16 protein-coding genes are annotated in these 17149 nt (G+C 65.1%); 4 read left to right on the top strand and 12 right to left on the bottom strand.

The genetic code is table 11. The annotated features are described in order from the left end of the window. Window positions 1-97: 97 nt before the first annotated feature. From ABN034_RS23125 to ABN034_RS23115, 3 genes are all read right to left on the bottom strand, one after another. Window positions 98-796, bottom strand: a complete 699-nt coding sequence (locus tag ABN034_RS23125) for a hypothetical protein (RefSeq protein ID WP_349693105.1) — start codon at window positions 794-796, stop codon at window positions 98-100. A 383-nt stretch (window positions 797-1179) separates the two neighbouring features. Next, complete coding sequence (locus ABN034_RS23120; RefSeq protein ID WP_349693104.1) at window positions 1180-2367, bottom strand: hypothetical protein; 1188 nt, start codon at window positions 2365-2367, stop codon at window positions 1180-1182. 134 nt (window positions 2368-2501) lie between these two features. Then, window positions 2502-2786 carry a hypothetical protein gene (locus tag ABN034_RS23115; RefSeq protein ID WP_349693103.1) on the bottom strand — a complete coding sequence of 95 codons (285 nt, stop codon included), beginning with the start codon at window positions 2784-2786 and terminating at the stop codon, window positions 2502-2504. Window positions 2787-3078: 292 nt separating this feature from the next. Between ABN034_RS23115 and ABN034_RS23110 the strand changes: the two genes are divergently transcribed. After that, a complete protein-coding gene (locus ABN034_RS23110; RefSeq protein WP_349693102.1) occupies window positions 3079-3705 on the top strand; it encodes a DUF4145 domain-containing protein in 627 nt (208 codons plus the stop codon). Between the two features lie 485 nt (window positions 3706-4190). Here ABN034_RS23110 and ABN034_RS23105 read toward each other — a convergent pair whose 3' ends face one another. Further along, window positions 4191-4535 carry a hypothetical protein gene (locus ABN034_RS23105; RefSeq protein WP_349693101.1) on the bottom strand — a complete coding sequence of 115 codons (345 nt, stop codon included), beginning with the start codon at window positions 4533-4535 and terminating at the stop codon, window positions 4191-4193. Between the two features lie 321 nt (window positions 4536-4856). Then, entirely contained in the window at window positions 4857-5063 is a 207-nt protein-coding gene (locus ABN034_RS23100; RefSeq protein WP_349693100.1) for a hypothetical protein, read from the bottom strand. 189 nt (window positions 5064-5252) lie between these two features. On the opposite strand from ABN034_RS23100, the gene ABN034_RS23095 reads away from it, so the two are divergent. Continuing rightward, window positions 5253-6047 (top strand): GntR family transcriptional regulator, encoded by a 795-nt coding sequence (locus ABN034_RS23095; protein ID WP_349693099.1) that lies wholly within the window; start codon window positions 5253-5255, stop codon window positions 6045-6047. Further along, the gene (locus tag ABN034_RS23090) at window positions 6044-6967 is read left to right on the top strand and encodes a GNAT family N-acetyltransferase (RefSeq protein WP_349693098.1); all 924 of its coding nucleotides are present in this window, start codon (window positions 6044-6046) and stop codon (window positions 6965-6967) included. Before ABN034_RS23095 ends, ABN034_RS23090 begins: the two co-directional genes overlap by 4 nt. Before the next feature lie 466 nt (window positions 6968-7433). Here the strand turns inward: ABN034_RS23090 and ABN034_RS23085 are convergent, their stop codons facing one another. Genes ABN034_RS23085 through ABN034_RS23070 form a run of 4 tightly spaced genes read right to left on the bottom strand, consistent with a single transcriptional unit; the run spans window position 7434 to window position 14543 of the window. Next, window positions 7434-10370 carry a type I restriction endonuclease subunit R gene (locus ABN034_RS23085; RefSeq protein ID WP_349693097.1) on the bottom strand — a complete coding sequence of 979 codons (2937 nt, stop codon included), beginning with the start codon at window positions 10368-10370 and terminating at the stop codon, window positions 7434-7436. Then, window positions 10367-11560 (bottom strand): restriction endonuclease subunit S, encoded by a 1194-nt coding sequence (locus tag ABN034_RS23080; protein ID WP_349693096.1) that lies wholly within the window; start codon window positions 11558-11560, stop codon window positions 10367-10369. The genes ABN034_RS23085 and ABN034_RS23080 overlap by 4 nt, the downstream gene beginning before the upstream one ends. Continuing rightward, window positions 11557-13050 (bottom strand): type I restriction-modification system subunit M, encoded by a 1494-nt coding sequence (locus ABN034_RS23075; protein WP_349693095.1) that lies wholly within the window; start codon window positions 13048-13050, stop codon window positions 11557-11559. The genes ABN034_RS23080 and ABN034_RS23075 overlap by 4 nt, the downstream gene beginning before the upstream one ends. Then, window positions 13047-14543, bottom strand: coding sequence for a type I restriction-modification system subunit M (locus ABN034_RS23070; RefSeq protein ID WP_349693094.1), 1497 nt, complete (start codon window positions 14541-14543; stop codon window positions 13047-13049). The genes ABN034_RS23075 and ABN034_RS23070 overlap by 4 nt, the downstream gene beginning before the upstream one ends. Window positions 14544-14884: 341 nt before the next feature. Here ABN034_RS23070 and ABN034_RS23065 point away from each other — a divergent pair, with 341 nt between their 5' ends. Further along, window positions 14885-15436: a hypothetical protein gene (locus tag ABN034_RS23065; RefSeq protein WP_349693093.1), complete on the top strand. Its 552-nt coding sequence runs from the start codon at window positions 14885-14887 to the stop codon at window positions 15434-15436. A gap of 405 nt (window positions 15437-15841) precedes the next feature. Here the strand turns inward: ABN034_RS23065 and ABN034_RS23060 are convergent, their stop codons facing one another. The 3 genes from ABN034_RS23060 to ABN034_RS23050 form a co-directional block, all read right to left on the bottom strand. Beyond that, window positions 15842-16135 carry a PD-(D/E)XK nuclease family protein gene (locus tag ABN034_RS23060; RefSeq protein WP_502879078.1) on the bottom strand — a complete coding sequence of 98 codons (294 nt, stop codon included), beginning with the start codon at window positions 16133-16135 and terminating at the stop codon, window positions 15842-15844. A gap of 73 nt (window positions 16136-16208) precedes the next feature. After that, window positions 16209-16619 (bottom strand): pyridoxamine 5'-phosphate oxidase family protein, encoded by a 411-nt coding sequence (locus ABN034_RS23055; RefSeq protein WP_349693091.1) that lies wholly within the window; start codon window positions 16617-16619, stop codon window positions 16209-16211. A gap of 273 nt (window positions 16620-16892) precedes the next feature. Continuing rightward, window positions 16893-17149, bottom strand: a 257-nt coding sequence (locus ABN034_RS23050; protein WP_349693090.1) for a hypothetical protein, incomplete at its 5' end; no start/stop codon positions are given.

The raw sequence follows: 17149 nt of genomic DNA, 5'->3' as shown, positions 1-17149 counted from the left end.
GGCCGGCCCGTGAAGACGAGCCGGCCCCGCTGTGACCTAGTGGTGCTCTGACCGAGTAGTGCTCTGTGGGCGGATGGTGCTGTGGGTGGATGGTGGGTTAGGACGCGGCCTTGAGTGGTGCGACGCCGTTCTCCTCGGCTTCGAGGATCGATTCGTAGACGGAGCGGAACGTTTTCGCGGCGTCTTCGAACGCGCCGAGCAGGTCGCCGTCTTCGGCGCGGGTGACCAGAACGTTGGTGACGCGGTGGTCGAGTTTGATGCAGGAGCCGAGGTCGGCGATGAAGTCGGCGACGATCTCGGCACGCTGCCGCTCGATCGCGGCCAGGTCGTCGAGCTTGGCGGCGAAATCGGCGTGGTTGTCGAACTCCTGCAGGCCTTCGAGCAGGCCGTTGAAGGAGTCGAGGTACTGCTTGGCACCTTCGGCCATGTGGGTTCTCCTCTGCCAGTAGCGGGCTGCCCGACCGGCGGCCCGGGTCACAGTGCTGGTCGTCGTAGTCGTGGGGGTCGCGGTGGTGGTGGCGCGGCTCCGACCGCTGGTGGGAACACCGGTCGGTCGGGGAGTCTCGGCGACATCCGCTACGCCTGTCTCCGGGAAAGCGGGGATGCCTGACTGGTGTGTCTCGTGCTGGTGGGTGTTCCAGTGGGTCCGGTAGACGTCTTGGTTGGTCCAGGACTGGCCGCAGCAGGTGTAAGTGGTGCGCCGGCCGACGGCGTTGGCGAGCCACCGCCACGCCCCAGCAGCGCCGTCGCGACCCCCGCTTGCGGAACGGTCGGCGGCCCAGTCGGCGGCACGCACGATCCCGACGCGGATCTTCCCCGCGGCCCTGGCGCTGGCGCGGCCAGTTGCTCGGGTCGCCCGCCAGCCGGCCCGGCCAGCCCGGACGAGGGTCCACCGCGTGGCCAGCAGGGCGTGTTTGGTTGCCCACCCGGTCAGGGTGTTGGGCCGTTCCCAGGAGGTGCGGGCACGTCGGACGGCAGCCAGAACTCCCGGCTGTCGACGAGACGACCGGCGTGGACGAGACGGGGTGCGACCGGGCCGGCTCCGGACCGCGGGGCCGCGCGGCCGTCGACGAACCGCGTGTGGTGTCGCCACGTGTGGTACTCCTTCCCTTCTTGGTGGTCCGTGGCCGCCGGGGCTCGGGTAGGCGCATCCGGCGGCCACGGACGTTTCGCGGCCTGCTATCGGTGGACGGTGCGTGGACCGTTCGCGAACGCGACCACGTTCACCCCAGAACCGTCCTGCTCACTTGCCGGTGGAGTGTGTGGGTCGTTCGCGAGGTGTTCTCGGAGCTGGGGCAGCAGCGCGTACGCGGTAGTCCGGGAACATCCGGTGACGTCGCGGATCCAACCGACGTCGACCTCGACGCCGGGAGCCCATGCGGCCCGTGCGGCGGCGAGGTAGTCCTCGGCAGTCGTGCGCCGCGATTCCGTCCGCTTGGCGCTGCCTGTCGTACGGCGTCCAGCACGTGCGGGCCGGTTGGCCCCGTGAGCGTCGGACGCATGGCTGGCGGATGGTTCATGGCCAGCTGTGGTGTTCGCGGATTTGTTGTCCGAGATGTTCGTAGACGGTTCGTGAACGGTGGGATCGGTGAGTTCGCGGATCCGGTGTGCTTGGCGGACTCGTCGGGCGACTTCGGCGACCATCGCCGGGTCGGCGTTGGCGGCGAGGCGCTGTAGCCGTATCAGATGCCAGCCGGCAGGCCAGGCGCCGGAGTGGATCCGGCGCGCGGCCACGGTCATCGTGGCGGTGCGGCGTTCCCGATCAGCTGTGGTCAGGTCTTGCTCGGTGGGGTCGATCGCACCGAGCCGTACGAGCAGGCGGCGGGGTGTCCACCGCCACGCCCCGGCGGGCCGGGTGGTGCCGTCGGCGGTGAGCGCGAGCTGCCACATGTAGGCGGCGGCCAGCGGCAACGCGAGTCGCAGCGGCACCTCGACAGCTGACTTCGAGTTGAGCGCGACGATGCCGCCGGCGACGGCGGCGATCACCCACACCGCACGTCCGTGCGGACCAGGATGACCGGGTCGGATCAGCCGGCCGTCGGTGCCGCGTTCAGTCGTGCGTTCGTAGTGGCGGCGGGCCTGCAACGCCGCCGACACCATCAGCGCCTCGGCGACGAAGAACACCGCCGCGGCCAGGACGACCGGCAGACCCAACCGCTCGCGAGCGACTACCCACATGCCCTCAGCAGACAGGGCGAGCACGGCGACGGAGGCGACCCGGGCCACCCACTGGTTGGTGTGGCCCCTTCGGTGCGCCGCCACCAGCGTCACGATCAGAAAGATGGCGGTGACGACCAGGCCGACCAGCACCAGCTGGTAGCCGTGTGCACGCCACACGGCGGTCAACGTATCGAGGTCGGTGGGCATGGCGAGCTCCCAACGGCTTAGAAACAAGAGGCGAGAGGGCAGACCGCGCGCACGACAGCGAGCGGCGGCGAGACAGAGGGTGTTGGTGGGTTGGCGCCGCGGGCTGCTTGGGCTTGCCGCGGCGCCAACCCCTGTCAGGAGAAGATCGAGGCCATGACGTCGGATCCAGCCGATCCGAGCGCGTTCAGAAGCGCGGTCAGCATCTGCCCGATAGCGGTCCCGGCGATCGCTACGCCGAGAGCCGCGCCGAGCGTGATGCCGAACCAGTCCTGACCTCGATGCCACACCGCATAAGCGATGCAGCCGATCACGAGCACGATGGCAGCAACAGACACGAGTTCGTTCCTTTCGTTGCGGTAGTGGTGAGGGGCTTGGGTGTCGACATCGCGGACCGACACCACGAGTGCGGTAGCAGGCATGACAAAGCCGGTCGGTCAGTCGGGCGTAGCTCGACATGACCAACCGGCCAGGGGTTACAGCAGTGCTAGCCCCCACTACGGTGCGCCGTCCCTTGATCCTTTGGGGCGGCGCACCGTAGCGTTCGGGGGCCGCTGCGGGCCTTTGGGGAACCGCTGACCCGCTCTGGGGGTTCCGCAAGGGTCGCCCAGCTTCAGCTGATCAAAGAGGGAGTCAAACCAGGTGAGCGACCAGAGTGACCAGGGGAAGGTCACCATCATGTGCACCACCTGCGACACGCGAGGCACCGCCACCGTGCTCGCGAGAATCAAGGAGGAGAGTTCGGAGCTGTATTTCGCGGACTTGGATGACCACATCTGGTTCGTCACCACGTTCGTCGTGTGTGATGCCTGCGGACGCTCGGCCGTCTTCTCCTACGCCACCGACCAATACCAGATACCGACTGACGATCACTGGAATCTGACTCGGCCCCGGCCTCCCAGCGGCTACCTCAGCGAGCTCATCCCGGAAAAGCTGAAGGCTGAGTACTACGAGGCGGCGAAGTGCTTCAACGCCAAGGCGTTCCGGGCGGCCGTTGTGATGGCTGGCCGGGTCATCGAGGGGGCCTGCGTCGACCACGGCGTTACCAAGGGCATGCTCGGCCAGATGCTCGACACCATGCGGGATCTGAACCTGATCGACGAAGCCCAGTACGACGTGGCACAAGACCTCAGGGGCCTCAGGAACCGTGGCGCCCACTTCCTCGGCGCGCACGTCGGCTGCTGGGCCGCCCAGAATGCCATGTTCATGTGTGAGGCGTTCCTGGACTACACGTATGTGACGAAGCTGCCGTACGAGGAGAGCAAGAGACTTCGACAGATCGACGAGTTGCAGGCGCCAGAAGCGACCGCCCCAAGCGCCGACGCCACCGAAACCAAGTAGCCACAGCCAAGGGTCAACGGCGCGGCAGGGTGAACGGGCCGCTCCTGTCGTAAAGTCTGTTGCTAAGCAGGCACTCGTCCGGGCGAACGCTCCCGTTCTCGGGATGCGCCGCGGCGACGAAGAACTCGTTGAGCTAACCCACGCGGTGGGGGCCACCGCGCTGGACGCCCTGGACCTCACCCTCGCCTGATCGCTGCAGACGGCGGGCCACCCCTGGCCTTGGGGCGGCCCGCCTTATCGTTCATGGCTTGCCCAGAGGACCGCAGCTGGCGGTTATACATTCGCTCACACCACCCGGCTCTCTCGTCTGTAACCGACGAGGGTGTCCACGACTGCTTGACACTCGGTCGGAAGGCCCAACAAGCGGATACCATCAGTCGCACTCCTCTTGTGCGTTCGGGACGGTGGCGGCGACGAGAAAGGCCGGCCCGACGCTGAGCGGTGGGCTCGACGTACGGGCCGGCCGTGGGGCGGGAAGTGCAGAGTTATGCGGCAGGCATGCGGAACAGCGGCGCCGCGAGCGGCGGCTGCGGCTTCGGCCGCGTCCGCAGCACGGAGTATGGCGCCCGGAACCGCCAGGCGTGGCGGGTGGCAGTGCTCAGCCGGAACATCCACTGCGCTGGGGTGATGTCGACGACGATGCGCTGGCCACTGCCAGGACAGCGGGTGGCACCATCGGTGTCGCGGTGAGGGGCGAGCATCCCGCGGCGAAGGATCCGCCACCGACCGCAGTCCGGACAGGCCGCGGACGGATGCTCACCCGGATGCAGCGAGATCATGTTTGGGTTCAGGTTGCTGGCCAGTAGCACGGGCCGGCGGTTGTGTCTCATCGCCTCGATATCCTTTCCAGGAAGGGTGTTCGCGTCTTGGGTTCCCCAGCCGCCACGAGCCACCAAGGCTCGTGTGCAGGTGGGCAGCACAAGCAGCCACCCGAAGCGATTTGCGGGGCCAGAAGTCCGGCGTCGGGGGACCATGTGGAACGTCAACCCCGACCAACCTCTGAAGGGCAAGCCGTCCGGCCCCGCAGTTCCGTCTTCAGTTCTCAACCAGCCGGTAGGGCCGATGGCCCCGGTCAGGCCCTGAAGGCCTTGGCCCGGTCCGCATCACGGCATGCGGGCCGGACCAGCACCGCCAGGACGGGTTTCAGGTCCTCATGCGGCGCGCGGCCGATCGCCGGGCTCGAGCCCGGGTTCCCGCGCGTTCCTCTCAGCCGCCTCGACGATCCCGACGGCACGCAGGAGCTGCGCCGCCAGCTCGCGCAGTTCCCCCGCCGTGCCATGGATCGTCGTACGCCCCACCTGCACACCGCGGCGAGACTCAGCGAGGACCTCGGTACCGAGAACACTCGATACCGGCATGCGGCGGACTGGCACGTAGCGACCTGGCCGAAACCAAGCCTGCGAACGATTCCCAGCGGCGGTACCTAGTGGTGTGTTCAAGATCGCTCCTCTTGGACATCTCGGTTATAACCAACATGATGAACGACCGTACCACAGGTCAAGGGGGTCGGGTATGTTCGTCATAACCAAGTCGTGGAGAGTGGAGCAATGCACGCATACGAGCGAGTCGCCGAGGAGCTCGCGGCTGACATCGCGAACGGCGTCTGGCCGCCGGGATCGGCGCTTCCGACTATCCCCGCCCTCGAAGAGCGATTCGGCGTGTCCCGAATCACCGTCCGCGGAGGCCTGGAGGAACTCGCCCGACGCGGACTCGTCTACACCGGCTACATCGGTGGACGGCGCGGAACCATCGTTCGCTCGCAGGGCAAGATCGACACCTACCTGACCGATGCGCTCCGACCAGACCGTGACCGCACCACCATGGACGCCTTCACAGAGAACGCCGCCAAGGTCGGCAAGCGGGCATCCAAGCGCTTCTCGATGCGCATGGAACCCGCACCCAAGTCCGTGACGAAGATCCTTGGGGTCGACCCAGGCGCTCTCGTCGTCATAAGAACGCTCCACCAGCTGCTTGACGGCGAGCCGTGGTCCCGCGAAGTTGGCTACTACCCCCGCGACCTCGCCGAGGAAGTAGGCCTCGACACACCCGAGGACATTCCCCAAGGCACCATCCGGGCACTAGCGGACGCAGGACACCAGGAGATCGCCCACCGCGACGAACTCACCTACGAGACCGCCGGCCCTCAGGACGCCCATGATCTCGGCCTCACTATCGGCGCACCACTCCTAATGCAGACCCGAATCGCCGCCACCGCAAATCGAGTAACCCGCGTGATGCGATACGTCCGCATCGCCGAACGAAACCGGCTGGTGTGGGAAGTCGGCGACGCAGGCGGCCTGGACCTCATCCGTGCGGCGCACAACAGCGAGGACGCCAGGTGAGTGCTTACACGATGCGGCGCGCCACGCCCGCGGACCTTGACGCCGTAATGAAGCTGCTCGCCGACCGGATCTCCTGGCTCCACGACCGGGGCAGCAACCAATGGTCCACGCGCGACTTCCGGCCGATCATGACAAACGCGATCGCCAGCGGCCAGACCTGGCTCCTCTGGGAACACCAGACCCCCGTTGCCACCCTCAGCCTGACCAGCGTCGGCGACCCCGACTTCTGGAGCACTGACGAACGAGCAACCCCGGCGCTCTACCTGAGCAAACTCGCGACCGCCCTCAACCAGCGAGGACGCGGGCTCGGCGCCATGCTCATCAACTGGGCCAACTACTACGCCGCGCAACGCGACGTTCCGACCCTTCGATGGGACGTCTGGCGAACGAACGACGCCCTCCAGGACTACTACTCCAGAATCGGGATCCAGCCCGTCCGCATCGCAGAGGTGCCCGGTCGCTGGTCCGGCGCCATATATGAGGTGTCCTACCAGGCGTCCCGACAGCCGAGCGAGATCATCACCGAGGGTGCGTACGGGCCTTTGGCAGTCCTCGACAGTCAGCGCAAGGAACCGATCGACCTTGGCGTCGGTATCACAGACGTTGACCCCCACGAGGCACGGCCAAGCCCGCACACCCACAAGGTCGCCGGCCTACGAGTTCCGTGCCTCGCCTCGCCTGACGCAGAGACGGCACACGATCTCGTAGTTTCGGGCGCTGACGATCACCGGATCCTGCTTTACAACCCCGGAACTGGCTGGAGACTCCGCGACTTCTACTCGCACCCCATCGCTAGATGGGTCAGCCAGCCGCAACTCCAGACCGGGCAGCTCTACCACATCAGCCACGAAACCCCGTCCAACGGCGCCTGCCGCATCACCCTCAACGGCGACATCGACGCCTGGCACGTTACAGCGTAGGCGTGCGCATATGCGCTTGAGCCGGGGCACGGTCGGGACAGAGAGTCGACTCCGATGGGCGGCTGCTCTAGCGGGACCACCGGTGCTCGTTGCAATCGGTGGCCGCCCGCCGACGGGCTCGTGCCAATGCGGTTCTGGCTCCAGATCCCGTGTCCTCGTTTGGCTGTCTGGTCAGCGGCTTCGGTCCAGGCGTCGGTGGGGAGGCCGAGCCAGTCGCGGAGGCCCTGGCCGTCGTTTGCGAGCACGCGCTTGGTCAACTCGCCTGAGTCGAGCTGGACGAGTAGCTCGTCGATGGCCTGCTCGACGCGGGCGAATAGGGCGGGGTTCGAGGTAGCCTGCGCCGATCCCAGCGTCGAGCACGTCGGCGATCCGGGACCGGGTGACCATGCGTGGTTGCGTGGTGGCGGGACCGGTGCAGCCGGCCTGGATATCGGCGAAGCTCTCCCCGGGCCCGATCGGTGAACCTTCAGTAGTACTCGCGGATGTAGCTCAGCGCCTTGTCGTACACGTCCGGGTCGCGGATCTTAAACTGAACGTAGAGAGTGCGCCGGAGCGCCTGCCGGACCTCCTGGTCGCCCCGGATGGTGGCCTGCCAGCCTTCGAACCGGACACCGCGGACGACCTCATCAATCCGGTTCACGACGTTCTCAACAATGATGGGTGTCTCGTCGCCCTTGAGGGTTTCGAAGAGCTCCGTGAGCGCGGCCCTGCCCTGCTCCTCTCGAGGCACGTCCGCTGCCGCCTTCTCAGCAGCGACAGTGTCGCGGGCCAGCTCAAGCAGTTCCCGCAGGAAGTCGAGGCTCGACTGCTGGATGTCGGCGTACTTCTCCCGCAATGCGTTGAGCCGCTGGCCGAGTTCGATGAAGACGGGGTTGTTGAGGTGGCGCGCGATCCGGGCGGTGATCTGCCTCTCAACCTCCTCGGGCGGAATGTCGTTGCGCTTGCCTGTCATCAGGTCCTCGATCGTTTGTGCGTCGAGGACGATCGTCTCGTCTCCCTGCGGGATCTCGACCTGGACGTGCTCGTTGATCAGGTCGATGGTCTTGGCTCCGAGTGCATGCCACACGAGTCGGCCGGTGATGTCGGATGGACGAACCGACTCGTAGACGTCAGTGAGCCAGCGGTAGTCGTCGCGATACGGCGCGAGCATCGGGTCCGGGCTGGTTGCTTCCCACAGCTGCGAGACGACGCTATAGGCGAGACCGAAGGCGTCCTTTGTGGCGTCATCCGCGATCGCGGACTGAGCTTGGACGAGGCCCTCGTAGCCGCCCACGGTTCGGTCGACGGCGGGGAAGAACGCGAGCGCTGAGGCGATGGCCGGCGGGACCTGTGCCTTGAGCTCATCGATGTTGGAGATCACCTGCTGGACGGACTTCTCGTCGAAGGCCAGTGACTTGGCGACGTCGTCGAAGATGCCTAGGTAGTCGACGATCAGGCCGTGAGTTTTGTTCGGCGGGTAGACCCGGTTGGTACGAGTGATCGCCTGCAGGAGGGTGTGCTCCTTGAGGGGCTTGTCGAGGTACTGGCAGTAGAGGATGGGGGCGTCGAACCCGGTGAGCAGCTTGGCTGTGACGATGATGATCTTCAATGGGTCGGCGGGGTCGTTGAACCGCGCGACGATGCGTTCCAGCTCGTCCGCGGCCGGCGTCCACTTCGCCCAGTCGGCTGAGTCGCCACGCGACCTCGACATCACGATTGTCGACGCGTCCGGGCCGAGGTGCTTGTCGAGCTCCTCCTTGTACGCAACACACGAGGCCTTGTCGTAGACGACGACCTGCGCCTTCAACCCCTGCGGCTCGACCTTGGCGCTGAAGTGGGCGGCAATATCGGCAGCGATCTTCGCGATCCGTGAAGGGGTCTTGATCAGAACCTCGATCGAGGCGGCCCTCCTCGACAGGGTGATCTTCTCAGCCTCCGTCAGCCGCTCCTCAACCGCCAGCTCCTCGAACGCAGTGTCGATGGCCTCTTGGTCGATGTGCAGGTCCGACAGGCGCGGCTCGAAGTGCAACGGCAGGGTGGCCCCGTCGCGGATAGAGTCATGGAACGAGTAGCGTGACAGGTAGCCGCCCTCGTCCTGGCGCGATCCGAACCACATGAACGTGTTGCGATCACGCTTGTTGATCGGTGTGCCGGTCAAGCCGAAGAGGAACGCGTTGGGCAGGGCCTCGCGCATCTTCTGCCCGTAGTCACCCTCCTGGGAACGGTGCGCCTCGTCGACCATCGCGATGATGTTGCCGCGAGCGTCGAGCACGCCAGGCGCCTCTCCGAACTTGTGGATCGTGGTGATGATGACCTTCCGCGCACCCTGGCTCAGCAGCGTCTGCAACTGTGCTCGCGAGTCGGTCGATAGAAGTCCGGGTACGTCGGAGGCGTTGAAGGTGCCGGTGATCTGAGTGTCGAGGTCGATGCGGTCGACCACGATCAGGATCGTCGGGTTGGTCAGCGCAGCCATCGCCCGCAGTTTGAGCGCGGTGAAGACCATGAGCAGCGACTTCCCCGAGCCTTGGAAGTGCCAGATCAGACCCTGCTTGATCTTGCCCAGCAGCACCCGTTCGACGATCAAGTTGGTCGCCTGGAACTGCTGAAACCGGGCGATGATCTTGATCTTGCGGTGCTTCTTGTCGGTGGCGAAGACCGTGAAGAACCGCAGGAACTCCAGTACGGCTGCTGGGTTAAGGACGCCCTCGACCGCCTCCTTGACGGCGACCAGGCCGACCTTGGCCGGGGCATCGTCGTCGGTCGTCTCCTCGCGCCATGGACCCCAGAGCTCGACAGGCATACCGACCGTGCCGTAGCGGAAGTCCTTACCCTCAGTAGCGAACGAGAAGACGTTCGGTACGAAGAACTGCGGCATGCTCTGCTCGTAGTCGTCGTGGACCTGCGCAGCGCCGTCGATCCACGTGTACGCGGCCCGAACCGGAGTCTTCGCCTCACCGACCACTAGCGGCAAACCGTTGCACCACAGCACCAGGTCGAAGCGCTTCTCGACGCGTCCCTGCTTGAAGGTGACCTCGGTCGAGATCACCCACTGGTTCGACGAGTCGTCCTGAGGGTCATCGAAGTTGATCAACCGGACGGTCGTGTGCTCGCCGCTCGGGCCGAAGGGCATCGACTTCTGTCCCGTCAACCACGCCATGAACTCTTCGTTCGCCACGACGGGATGCGGACTGGTCCGGGCGGCGATCAGGATCGCTCGGAGGTTGTAGATGACCTCGTCGGCCTTCGCTGGATCGGCCTCGATCTCGGGGTTCAGACGGATCAGCGCCGCTTTGACCGCCCCTTCAAGCATCACCTCGTCGATTCGACGTGGCAGCTCTGCGCCAGGAACGAACTGGACATGGATCGACTTCATCAGGCCCCGGATGAAGTCCCGGACGGAGTTGGCTTCGTTGAACTGCGTCATCGGCCGCCCCCGAAGATTTCGTTACGGAGGGTCGCCCTGACGGCGGCCGCGGAGGCCATTCGAGCGCTGATCAACTCAATGCCGTCGTCGAACTCGCCGGCCGCGCTGAGCAGAGCCCCTTGGTCCGCCACAGGCGGCCAGGGCAGTGCAACCTTCTTGAGATTGGATGTGTTGATTCGAAGCCTCGTCGTTCCCTGACTCAGCGCGGCGACTCGCGGCCGGGCAAGCTCAGCGTTGAGAACGTTGACAAAGAACTCGGGTAACACGCGGTCCTGCTTCACGCGCGCCCGGAACACATCTGCTTTGTGAACCGCACCTGCAACGCGCCCTGCGAGCGATGCACGTCCCACGGGATGACGTTCATCCCCAAGTCCCGCGATGACCACGTCTCCTTCCGCCACGCGATAACGCTCCAACTCCCGCACGACGTGGGACTCGTCCAGATACGCAATGTCTTCATCTGAGACATATCCTCGTTGGACATCCTGGAGGCGGAGGACCCTGACACCCGCATCGGCGTAGTGCTCAGACTTGATCTTCGAGCCAAACGGCCCGTCACGCAGGAATTCAACAACGCGATCAATCGGTTCTACTTCGTACTCCGGCCGCTTGAGAAACGCGTCGACAAGGCGCCCACGAGCAGCCCGCAACGAGGACGCAAGGTCCTCAGTTGCTCGTAGCTCGGCCTCGATGGTCCAGAGGAGGTCGGCGAGGCGTTTTTGTTCCTCCAGTGGCGGTAGGTCGAACTCATACGCCAAGAGCTCTCCCCAATTGAGGTAGGGGTTGACTGAGCCGCGCGAGTTAGCGATGGCATAGGCGTGGAAGCGCTCCGCCGAGAGCACGAACGGCAGAAACCCCTGGAGCAGCACGTGCGGGTCTAGGGTCTCCAGCACGAAGGTCTTCTCACCGGTTATGCCTTCGAAGTCTGGTACGGCGACCTTGCGCAGGTAGGTGCGTCGAGAGACGTAGAGGACATGCCCGGGCTTGAACCGCTTGTAGAACATCGGGCCGATTGGGTCCTCACCGATGACCCCCCAGGTAGATATCGCGAGTTCACCGCTCGGGATGTGCTCGCCAGCAAGAAATCGCTCCAAGCCGGAGGTCTCGGGATCAACACGATCGGTGACGTGACGCACGAGTTCTCGGAGGGCGACGCGCTTCCAGGCGGGCCTGTCCAGGTTGAGGCTCACCTGGTCACCCCGGATCGAAGCAGGCCGATAACGTCCGCAACGGCACAATCCGATGTTTTGGCCGTCTTCTGCCAAGCCGCGACTGCGCCTTCGACGCTCACCTCGGGTGCCCCGCCCTCGACTGACAACGGCGAGACGTACTGCGGGATCGCCAGCGTGTGGCCCTTAGCCCCGATCTCTTCGATAGCCGCGACGGCCGCAAAGCCGTCGATGTCCTCAAAAGCGCGGTAGGCATCGAGGATCCGCTGTTGGTGCCGGTCACGCAGGAAGGACTGCGACTGCTCGCGGGCAACCTCCGCGGCGGCGTCAATGAAGAGTACCCTCCGACGGCGTACTGCATCCTTCTTGGTGCGGAGGATCACGACGGCGGCGGGCATCGGCGAGTTGTAAAACAACCCCTCGCCCAGACCGAGCACGCACTCCACCAGGTCGGACTTGACCAGCGCCTCGCGCAGCCTCGCTTCGTCGCGGCGGAAGAGCACTCCGTGCGGGAACAGAATCGCTGCTCGTCCGGTCTTGGGGTCGAGGCTCTTGGCAATGTGCTGGAAGAAGGCGTAGTCCGCACGACCCTGAGGCGGAACACCCCAGAGGTTGCGGCCGTAGCGGTCGTTGGCAAAGGCGTCACGGTTCCATGCCTTGATGGAGTAGGGCGGGTTGGCCAACACGACGTCGAAGGTCTGCAAGCGTCCCTTCACGTCGTGGAATGCCGGCCGCGACAGGGTGTCGCCGTGGGCGATATGACCGTCGGTGACCCCGTGCAGGAACAGGTTCATCCGTGCGATGGCCGACGTCCCGTAGTTGAGTTCCTGGCCGTAGAGGCGCAGATTGCGCCACTCCTTGCCCTGGCGCTTTACCTCTGCGGCAGTCGAGATGAGCATGCCGCCGGTGCCGCAGGCGGGGTCGTAGACGGACTCCCCCGGCTGTGGCTTGAGCATGAGCGTCATCAGGTGGACGAGGGTGCGGTTGGTGTAGAACTCCTGCGCAGTGTGGCCAGAATCGTCTGCGAACTTCTTGATCAGAAACTCGTACCCGTTGCCTAACTCGTCTTCCGGCAGGTTCGCGATCGACAGAGTCTTGGTCGAGAAGTGCTCGATCAGGTCGCTCAGCGTCGAGTCGGGCAAGAGGTTCTTGTTGCCCCAGTCGCCGTCGCCGAACACGCCCGGGAGGGTGTCGAGGTTGGCGGACTCGATCGCGCGCATGGCCTTCAGGACAGTGCTGCCGATGTCACTGGTGACAGACCGAATGTCGTCCCAGTGGCAGCCATCGGGGATGGCGAAGCGGTGATTCTCGGGGAGGTCGGCGAGCTCTTCGTCGCCGTACACCTCCATTGCGGCGGCGTGCTCCTCGTCGTAGACGTCAGAGATCCGCTTGAGGAAGACCAGCGGGAAGATGTACTGCTTGTAGTCGCCGGCGTCGATAAGGCCGCGCAGGACGATGGCGGCGCCCCACAGGTAGGTTTCCAGCTCGCGCTGGGTGATTCGCGTGCTCATACCGACAGCCTCCATTTCGCCAGCTCTGCTTCCAGGGCGGAGCGGGCCTCCGCGGCTCTCGCATGGGCGGCTTCGAGGTCGGCGAGCGCCTGCTCCAGCGTCAGCTTCTCGCCGGCATCGGCGGGGGCCACGTAGAGGGGGATGTTGAGGTTGTAGTCATTGCCCGCGATCTCGTCGAGGTCGACGACGCGTGAGAGGCCGTCAAAATCGCCGAAAGTCTCGTATGCGTCAAGCACCAGCTGGGCGTGCTCGGACTCCAGGGTGTTCTGGTTGCGCCCCTTCTTGAGAAGGCTCTCTCCATTGATGAATAGGACCTTGCCCTGCTCGTTGGGCTGCCTTTTGTGGCGCAGGACCAGGACGCAAGCGGCAAGGCCGGTGCCGTAAAAGAGGTTTGGGGCAAGTCCGATCACGGCGTCGACCACGTCGGACTTGAGGATGTGGGTCCGGATCCGTGCCTCCGCCCCCTGACGGAAGAGTGCACCTTGTGGCAGGACGACGGCGACGCGACCGGTCTTGGGACGTGCGGAGGTGAGCATGTGCTGTACCCATGCCCAGTCGGCGTACCCCTTCGGCGGGACGCCCCCGAGGTTGTTGCGCCCCCACTTGTCCGAGGCCCACTCGCTGTCGCCCCAGTTCTTCAACGAGAAGGGTGGATTGGCGACAACGCAATCAAACTGGGCGAGTTGGTTGCCGGTGTAGAAGGCGGGCCTGCGCAGGGTGTCCTCGCGGACGACCTTTCCCTCGACACCGTGCAGCAGCAGGTTCATGCGGGCGATGGCCGAGGTGGCGAGCACCTTCTCTTGGCCGTAGAGCCTGCCCCAAAGAGTCTTGGGGCTGCCGCCGGCGGCCTTGACATGTTCGATGACCTCGATGAGCATACCGCCGGTGCCGCAGGCCGGGTCGTAGACGCTCTCGCCCTCGGCAGGGTTGAGGATCTTGATGAGCAGACCGACGACCGAGCGGGGGGTGTAGTACTCGCCGGCCTTCTTATTCGACTGGTCGGCGAAGCGCTTGATGAGGTACTCGTACGCGTTACCGAACACATCAGCGGCCACGTTCGCGTTGGAGAGCCTCTTGCTCGAGAAGTGCTCGAGCAGGTCGGCGAGCTTACGGTCCGGCAGCTTGTCCTTGTTGGTCCAGTTCGCGTTGCCGAAGATGCCGTACAGCGTCTCAGGGTTGGCTTTCTCAATCTCGCGGAACGCCGTCTGCAGGGCGCTGCCGATGTTCTCGGTGTGGTTGCGCACGTCGTCCCACAGGTTCCCCGCGGGGATGGTGAAGCGGTGATTCTCGGCGAACGCCGCGAACTCATGGTCGCCGCCGGACACTTCCATGGCCTGGGCGAACTCTTCCAGGTAGACGTCACTGATCCGCTTGAAGAACATCAGCGGGAAGATGTACGCCTTGAAGTCGGCCTGGTCGATACTGCCGCGCAACAGGTCGGCGGCCCTGGCGAGGTACTGCTCCAGCTCGGACAGACTGATGCGGTCGGTCACTGCGTTCCTTCGAAGTCGTTCCGGTCGGGCTCATGGTTCGGTTCTATCGGACGGCTCGCGCCGCCGGCCGTTTCGACGACGGGGTTGACGGTCGTCACGTCGATGCCACTTCTCTGATCCCAGCTCCGAGTCGTCACGGACGTCGGTCTAGCGAGCAGCGAGGCTACCGGGCAGCAGGCGTGGCCGTCAGGCGATCGACGATCTTGTGTTTGGTACGTGATCAAACTCGCGGATGGGGTCGACTCCTCTCGGGCAGGAACCCGCGCTCGTAAAGGTCGTGGCTTAAAGTAGACTCAGCGTTACCGTAGGTATCCATCGCGAGGTCATGGGGGTTGAGGCAAGTGCCTGGTCTTGAGAAGCACACTCCCGATGTGCCGGGAGTCTTCGGGAACTTGATGTGGGTCGACTCCGTCGACTTCGGCGGCTCACCTGCGGAACGGCGGCCTGTCGACACCTGCTGGGATGTGGACCCAGCGCCATTAGCGAGGCTACTTGGCGTAGCGCTGGATCTGTGTGACGGTGACCTTCAACAGCACATGCACGAGATCGCGCACGACGACCTGGACGGCCCCATACACATCGTCCACTTGCTTGCTGCCTGTGAACGTGCAGCCCGCCAGACAGGAGGATCCCTTCCGGGAAGTGGCTGGCCCTACGGGTCTGGCGTGTCGCGCTTCCTCGCCGTCGAGGTCTCTGGCGGAGCCCTGTCCGGACTTGTGGACGAGCTTCATGCCGGAGGCCTGGCTGCGGCGACGAAGGCGGTCCGAGCCCTCACACCGAGCGAGCGTGTTGGCGTCCTTGACCCACTGCTTCACTATTGGCTTGCGCCGATTACCGGCCTGCAGATCGGTGTGACCGACGAGTCAGTAAGGCTCGAAGCCTCGGACGAGTAGCAAGGGACCCGCCGCCCTTGGTCCCAGCGACGGCTCCATCCAGCAACGCGCAGCGCCCGCGACGCTGGGCACGCGGTCAGGGTGTCATCCCACGCGCGGGGAATGCGCTCGGCCCGAAGGCCCCGGAGGCAAGAAGCCGCAGGTCAAGGGCACAGTCCTTACAGGACTTGAAATGTGTTCAGTGATCCACAGCACAGAGGCAGGGTGGATAGGCGGTTGCCGCCTTGGGTGCGACTTGTTGCTTCGGGGGCGGCTATGGAGGCGTTGCAGATAGGTGTAGCTCTCTTCGGGTGAGCCAGCGCTCGTGAGAACCTCCGGGGGAGAGGAAGAGCAGGACGGCGTGCGCGACCTGTTGGTCGGTGGCCGCTTCGACGCAGCGGACGTACGCCGCCAGCTGTGGACGGTTTAGAGCGTCACGCGGGAGTTGATCGCGCCCATCGGCACCGCGTCCGTCTTGTAGTCGACGACGACGAGCCCGTCGTCGGACCGGTAGATGAGGTCGATGAAACCCTCGAGCACGACCTCGTCTTCGCCAGTGTTCGCACCCAGAGCCGCTGCCAGACCGGCCGCTTCGGTGCCGGGCACCACGGTGCCGACGTAGGTTTCCTTCCAGGGCGGACGGTGCGCCGCGCCCTGGACGACGTCCGACGCGAGCGCCGAGCGGACCAGGGCGGTCACGAGGTCGGACTCCTCGACCACGCCTTCGGCGAGCGCCTGGGCGGCTGGGCGACGATGGCGACCACGGCCGGGCCAGGCCGGTGAACAGCGCGGGCTATTCGGCGGGTCTGAGTCGCCAGCCCTGAATTGCTTGTGCCTTGATGCGGACGAAGTGTTGGTGTTCACCGGATCCCCAGGGCAGCAGTGGTAGGCCGGATAGGCGATCGGTTTCGGCTGGGTCTGTGACCGTGTGGGAGTTGCCGATGACGTTGATCCACCATCGGCGTTTTTGTTCGATGTCGACCTCGTCGACCTCGAGGGAGACCACTCGATTGTCGACGGCTTCGGCGAGGGTTGAGCCGTCTTTGGTCTGGAAGATGACAGCGTTTCCGTCGAGGACGAACGTGACCGGATGCGCGGTAGGTAACGACATGTGGGTGAATAGGACTCGTCCCACTGTGGCGCTGGCGAGGAGCCGAAGGCACTCGGATCGGTTGAGGAACTTTAGGTCCGGATCTTCGGACATGCCGATACTCCCTCGGGCCAGGGGTTCTTCCACGATCTCCCCGGTGGCTCTCGGCTGTAGGGCGTTGGTCCCGGGCAGGCTGTGACCATAGGTAGGCGCCGCGCACATTGTTGACAGCGGGTGTTGACGCACCGGTCATAGGTCACCACCGGGCCGCGCCGCTGCCGTCTGGACAGTGGTCTCTGTCGACAGGCGACGGTGAGCCGCCCAGCCGAAACCGCGACCAGTCTGTACGGGGTCGCGGGGGTTTGGGGCTCCCGGTCGGGCGCCTGGCTACGGCTTGAGGTCGTACAGGGTGTCCAGCACCTTGTCGCGGTGTTCGGCGCTGTCGCACGCCGAGTAGATCTGCCAGGCCGTGGCACATGCCTCTTCACTCCACAGCCGGCCGATGGCATTCGGCGACGTCTGGTTGCTGGGCCTGATGTTGGCCCACATGGCATGCCACAGGTCGGGGCGTTGGCCGGCGAAGAACAACAGGACGAGCTCGGCCAGCTCCTTGGCTGCCTCCGCGAGGACGAACTCGGCCAGCT

The sequence above is a fragment of the Actinopolymorpha sp. B11F2 genome, assembly GCF_040195635.1.
Classification (GTDB): domain Bacteria; phylum Actinomycetota; class Actinomycetes; order Propionibacteriales; family Actinopolymorphaceae; genus Thermasporomyces.
Note: the sequence above shows the minus strand (reverse complement) of the source record. Positions and strands in the feature narration are given on the sequence as shown.

Excerpts from the sequence above, each read along its gene's own strand:
- ABN034_RS23120 (WP_349693104.1), bottom strand. The coding sequence starts at position 2,367 with ATGCCCACCGACCTCGATACGTTGACCGCCGTGTGGCGTGCACACGGC.
- ABN034_RS23115 (WP_349693103.1), bottom strand. The coding sequence starts at position 2,786 with ATGCCTGCTACCGCACTCGTGGTGTCGGTCCGCGATGTCGACACCCAA.
- ABN034_RS23105 (WP_349693101.1), bottom strand. The coding sequence starts at position 4,535 with ATGAGACACAACCGCCGGCCCGTGCTACTGGCCAGCAACCTGAACCCA.
- ABN034_RS23100 (WP_349693100.1), bottom strand. The coding sequence starts at position 5,063 with ATGCCGGTATCGAGTGTTCTCGGTACCGAGGTCCTCGCTGAGTCTCGC.
- ABN034_RS23095 (WP_349693099.1), top strand. The coding sequence starts at position 5,253 with ATGCACGCATACGAGCGAGTCGCCGAGGAGCTCGCGGCTGACATCGCG.
- ABN034_RS23085 (WP_349693097.1), bottom strand. The coding sequence starts at position 10,370 with ATGACGCAGTTCAACGAAGCCAACTCCGTCCGGGACTTCATCCGGGGC.
- ABN034_RS23075 (WP_349693095.1), bottom strand. The coding sequence starts at position 13,050 with ATGAGCACGCGAATCACCCAGCGCGAGCTGGAAACCTACCTGTGGGGC.
- ABN034_RS23055 (WP_349693091.1), bottom strand. The coding sequence starts at position 16,619 with ATGTCCGAAGATCCGGACCTAAAGTTCCTCAACCGATCCGAGTGCCTT.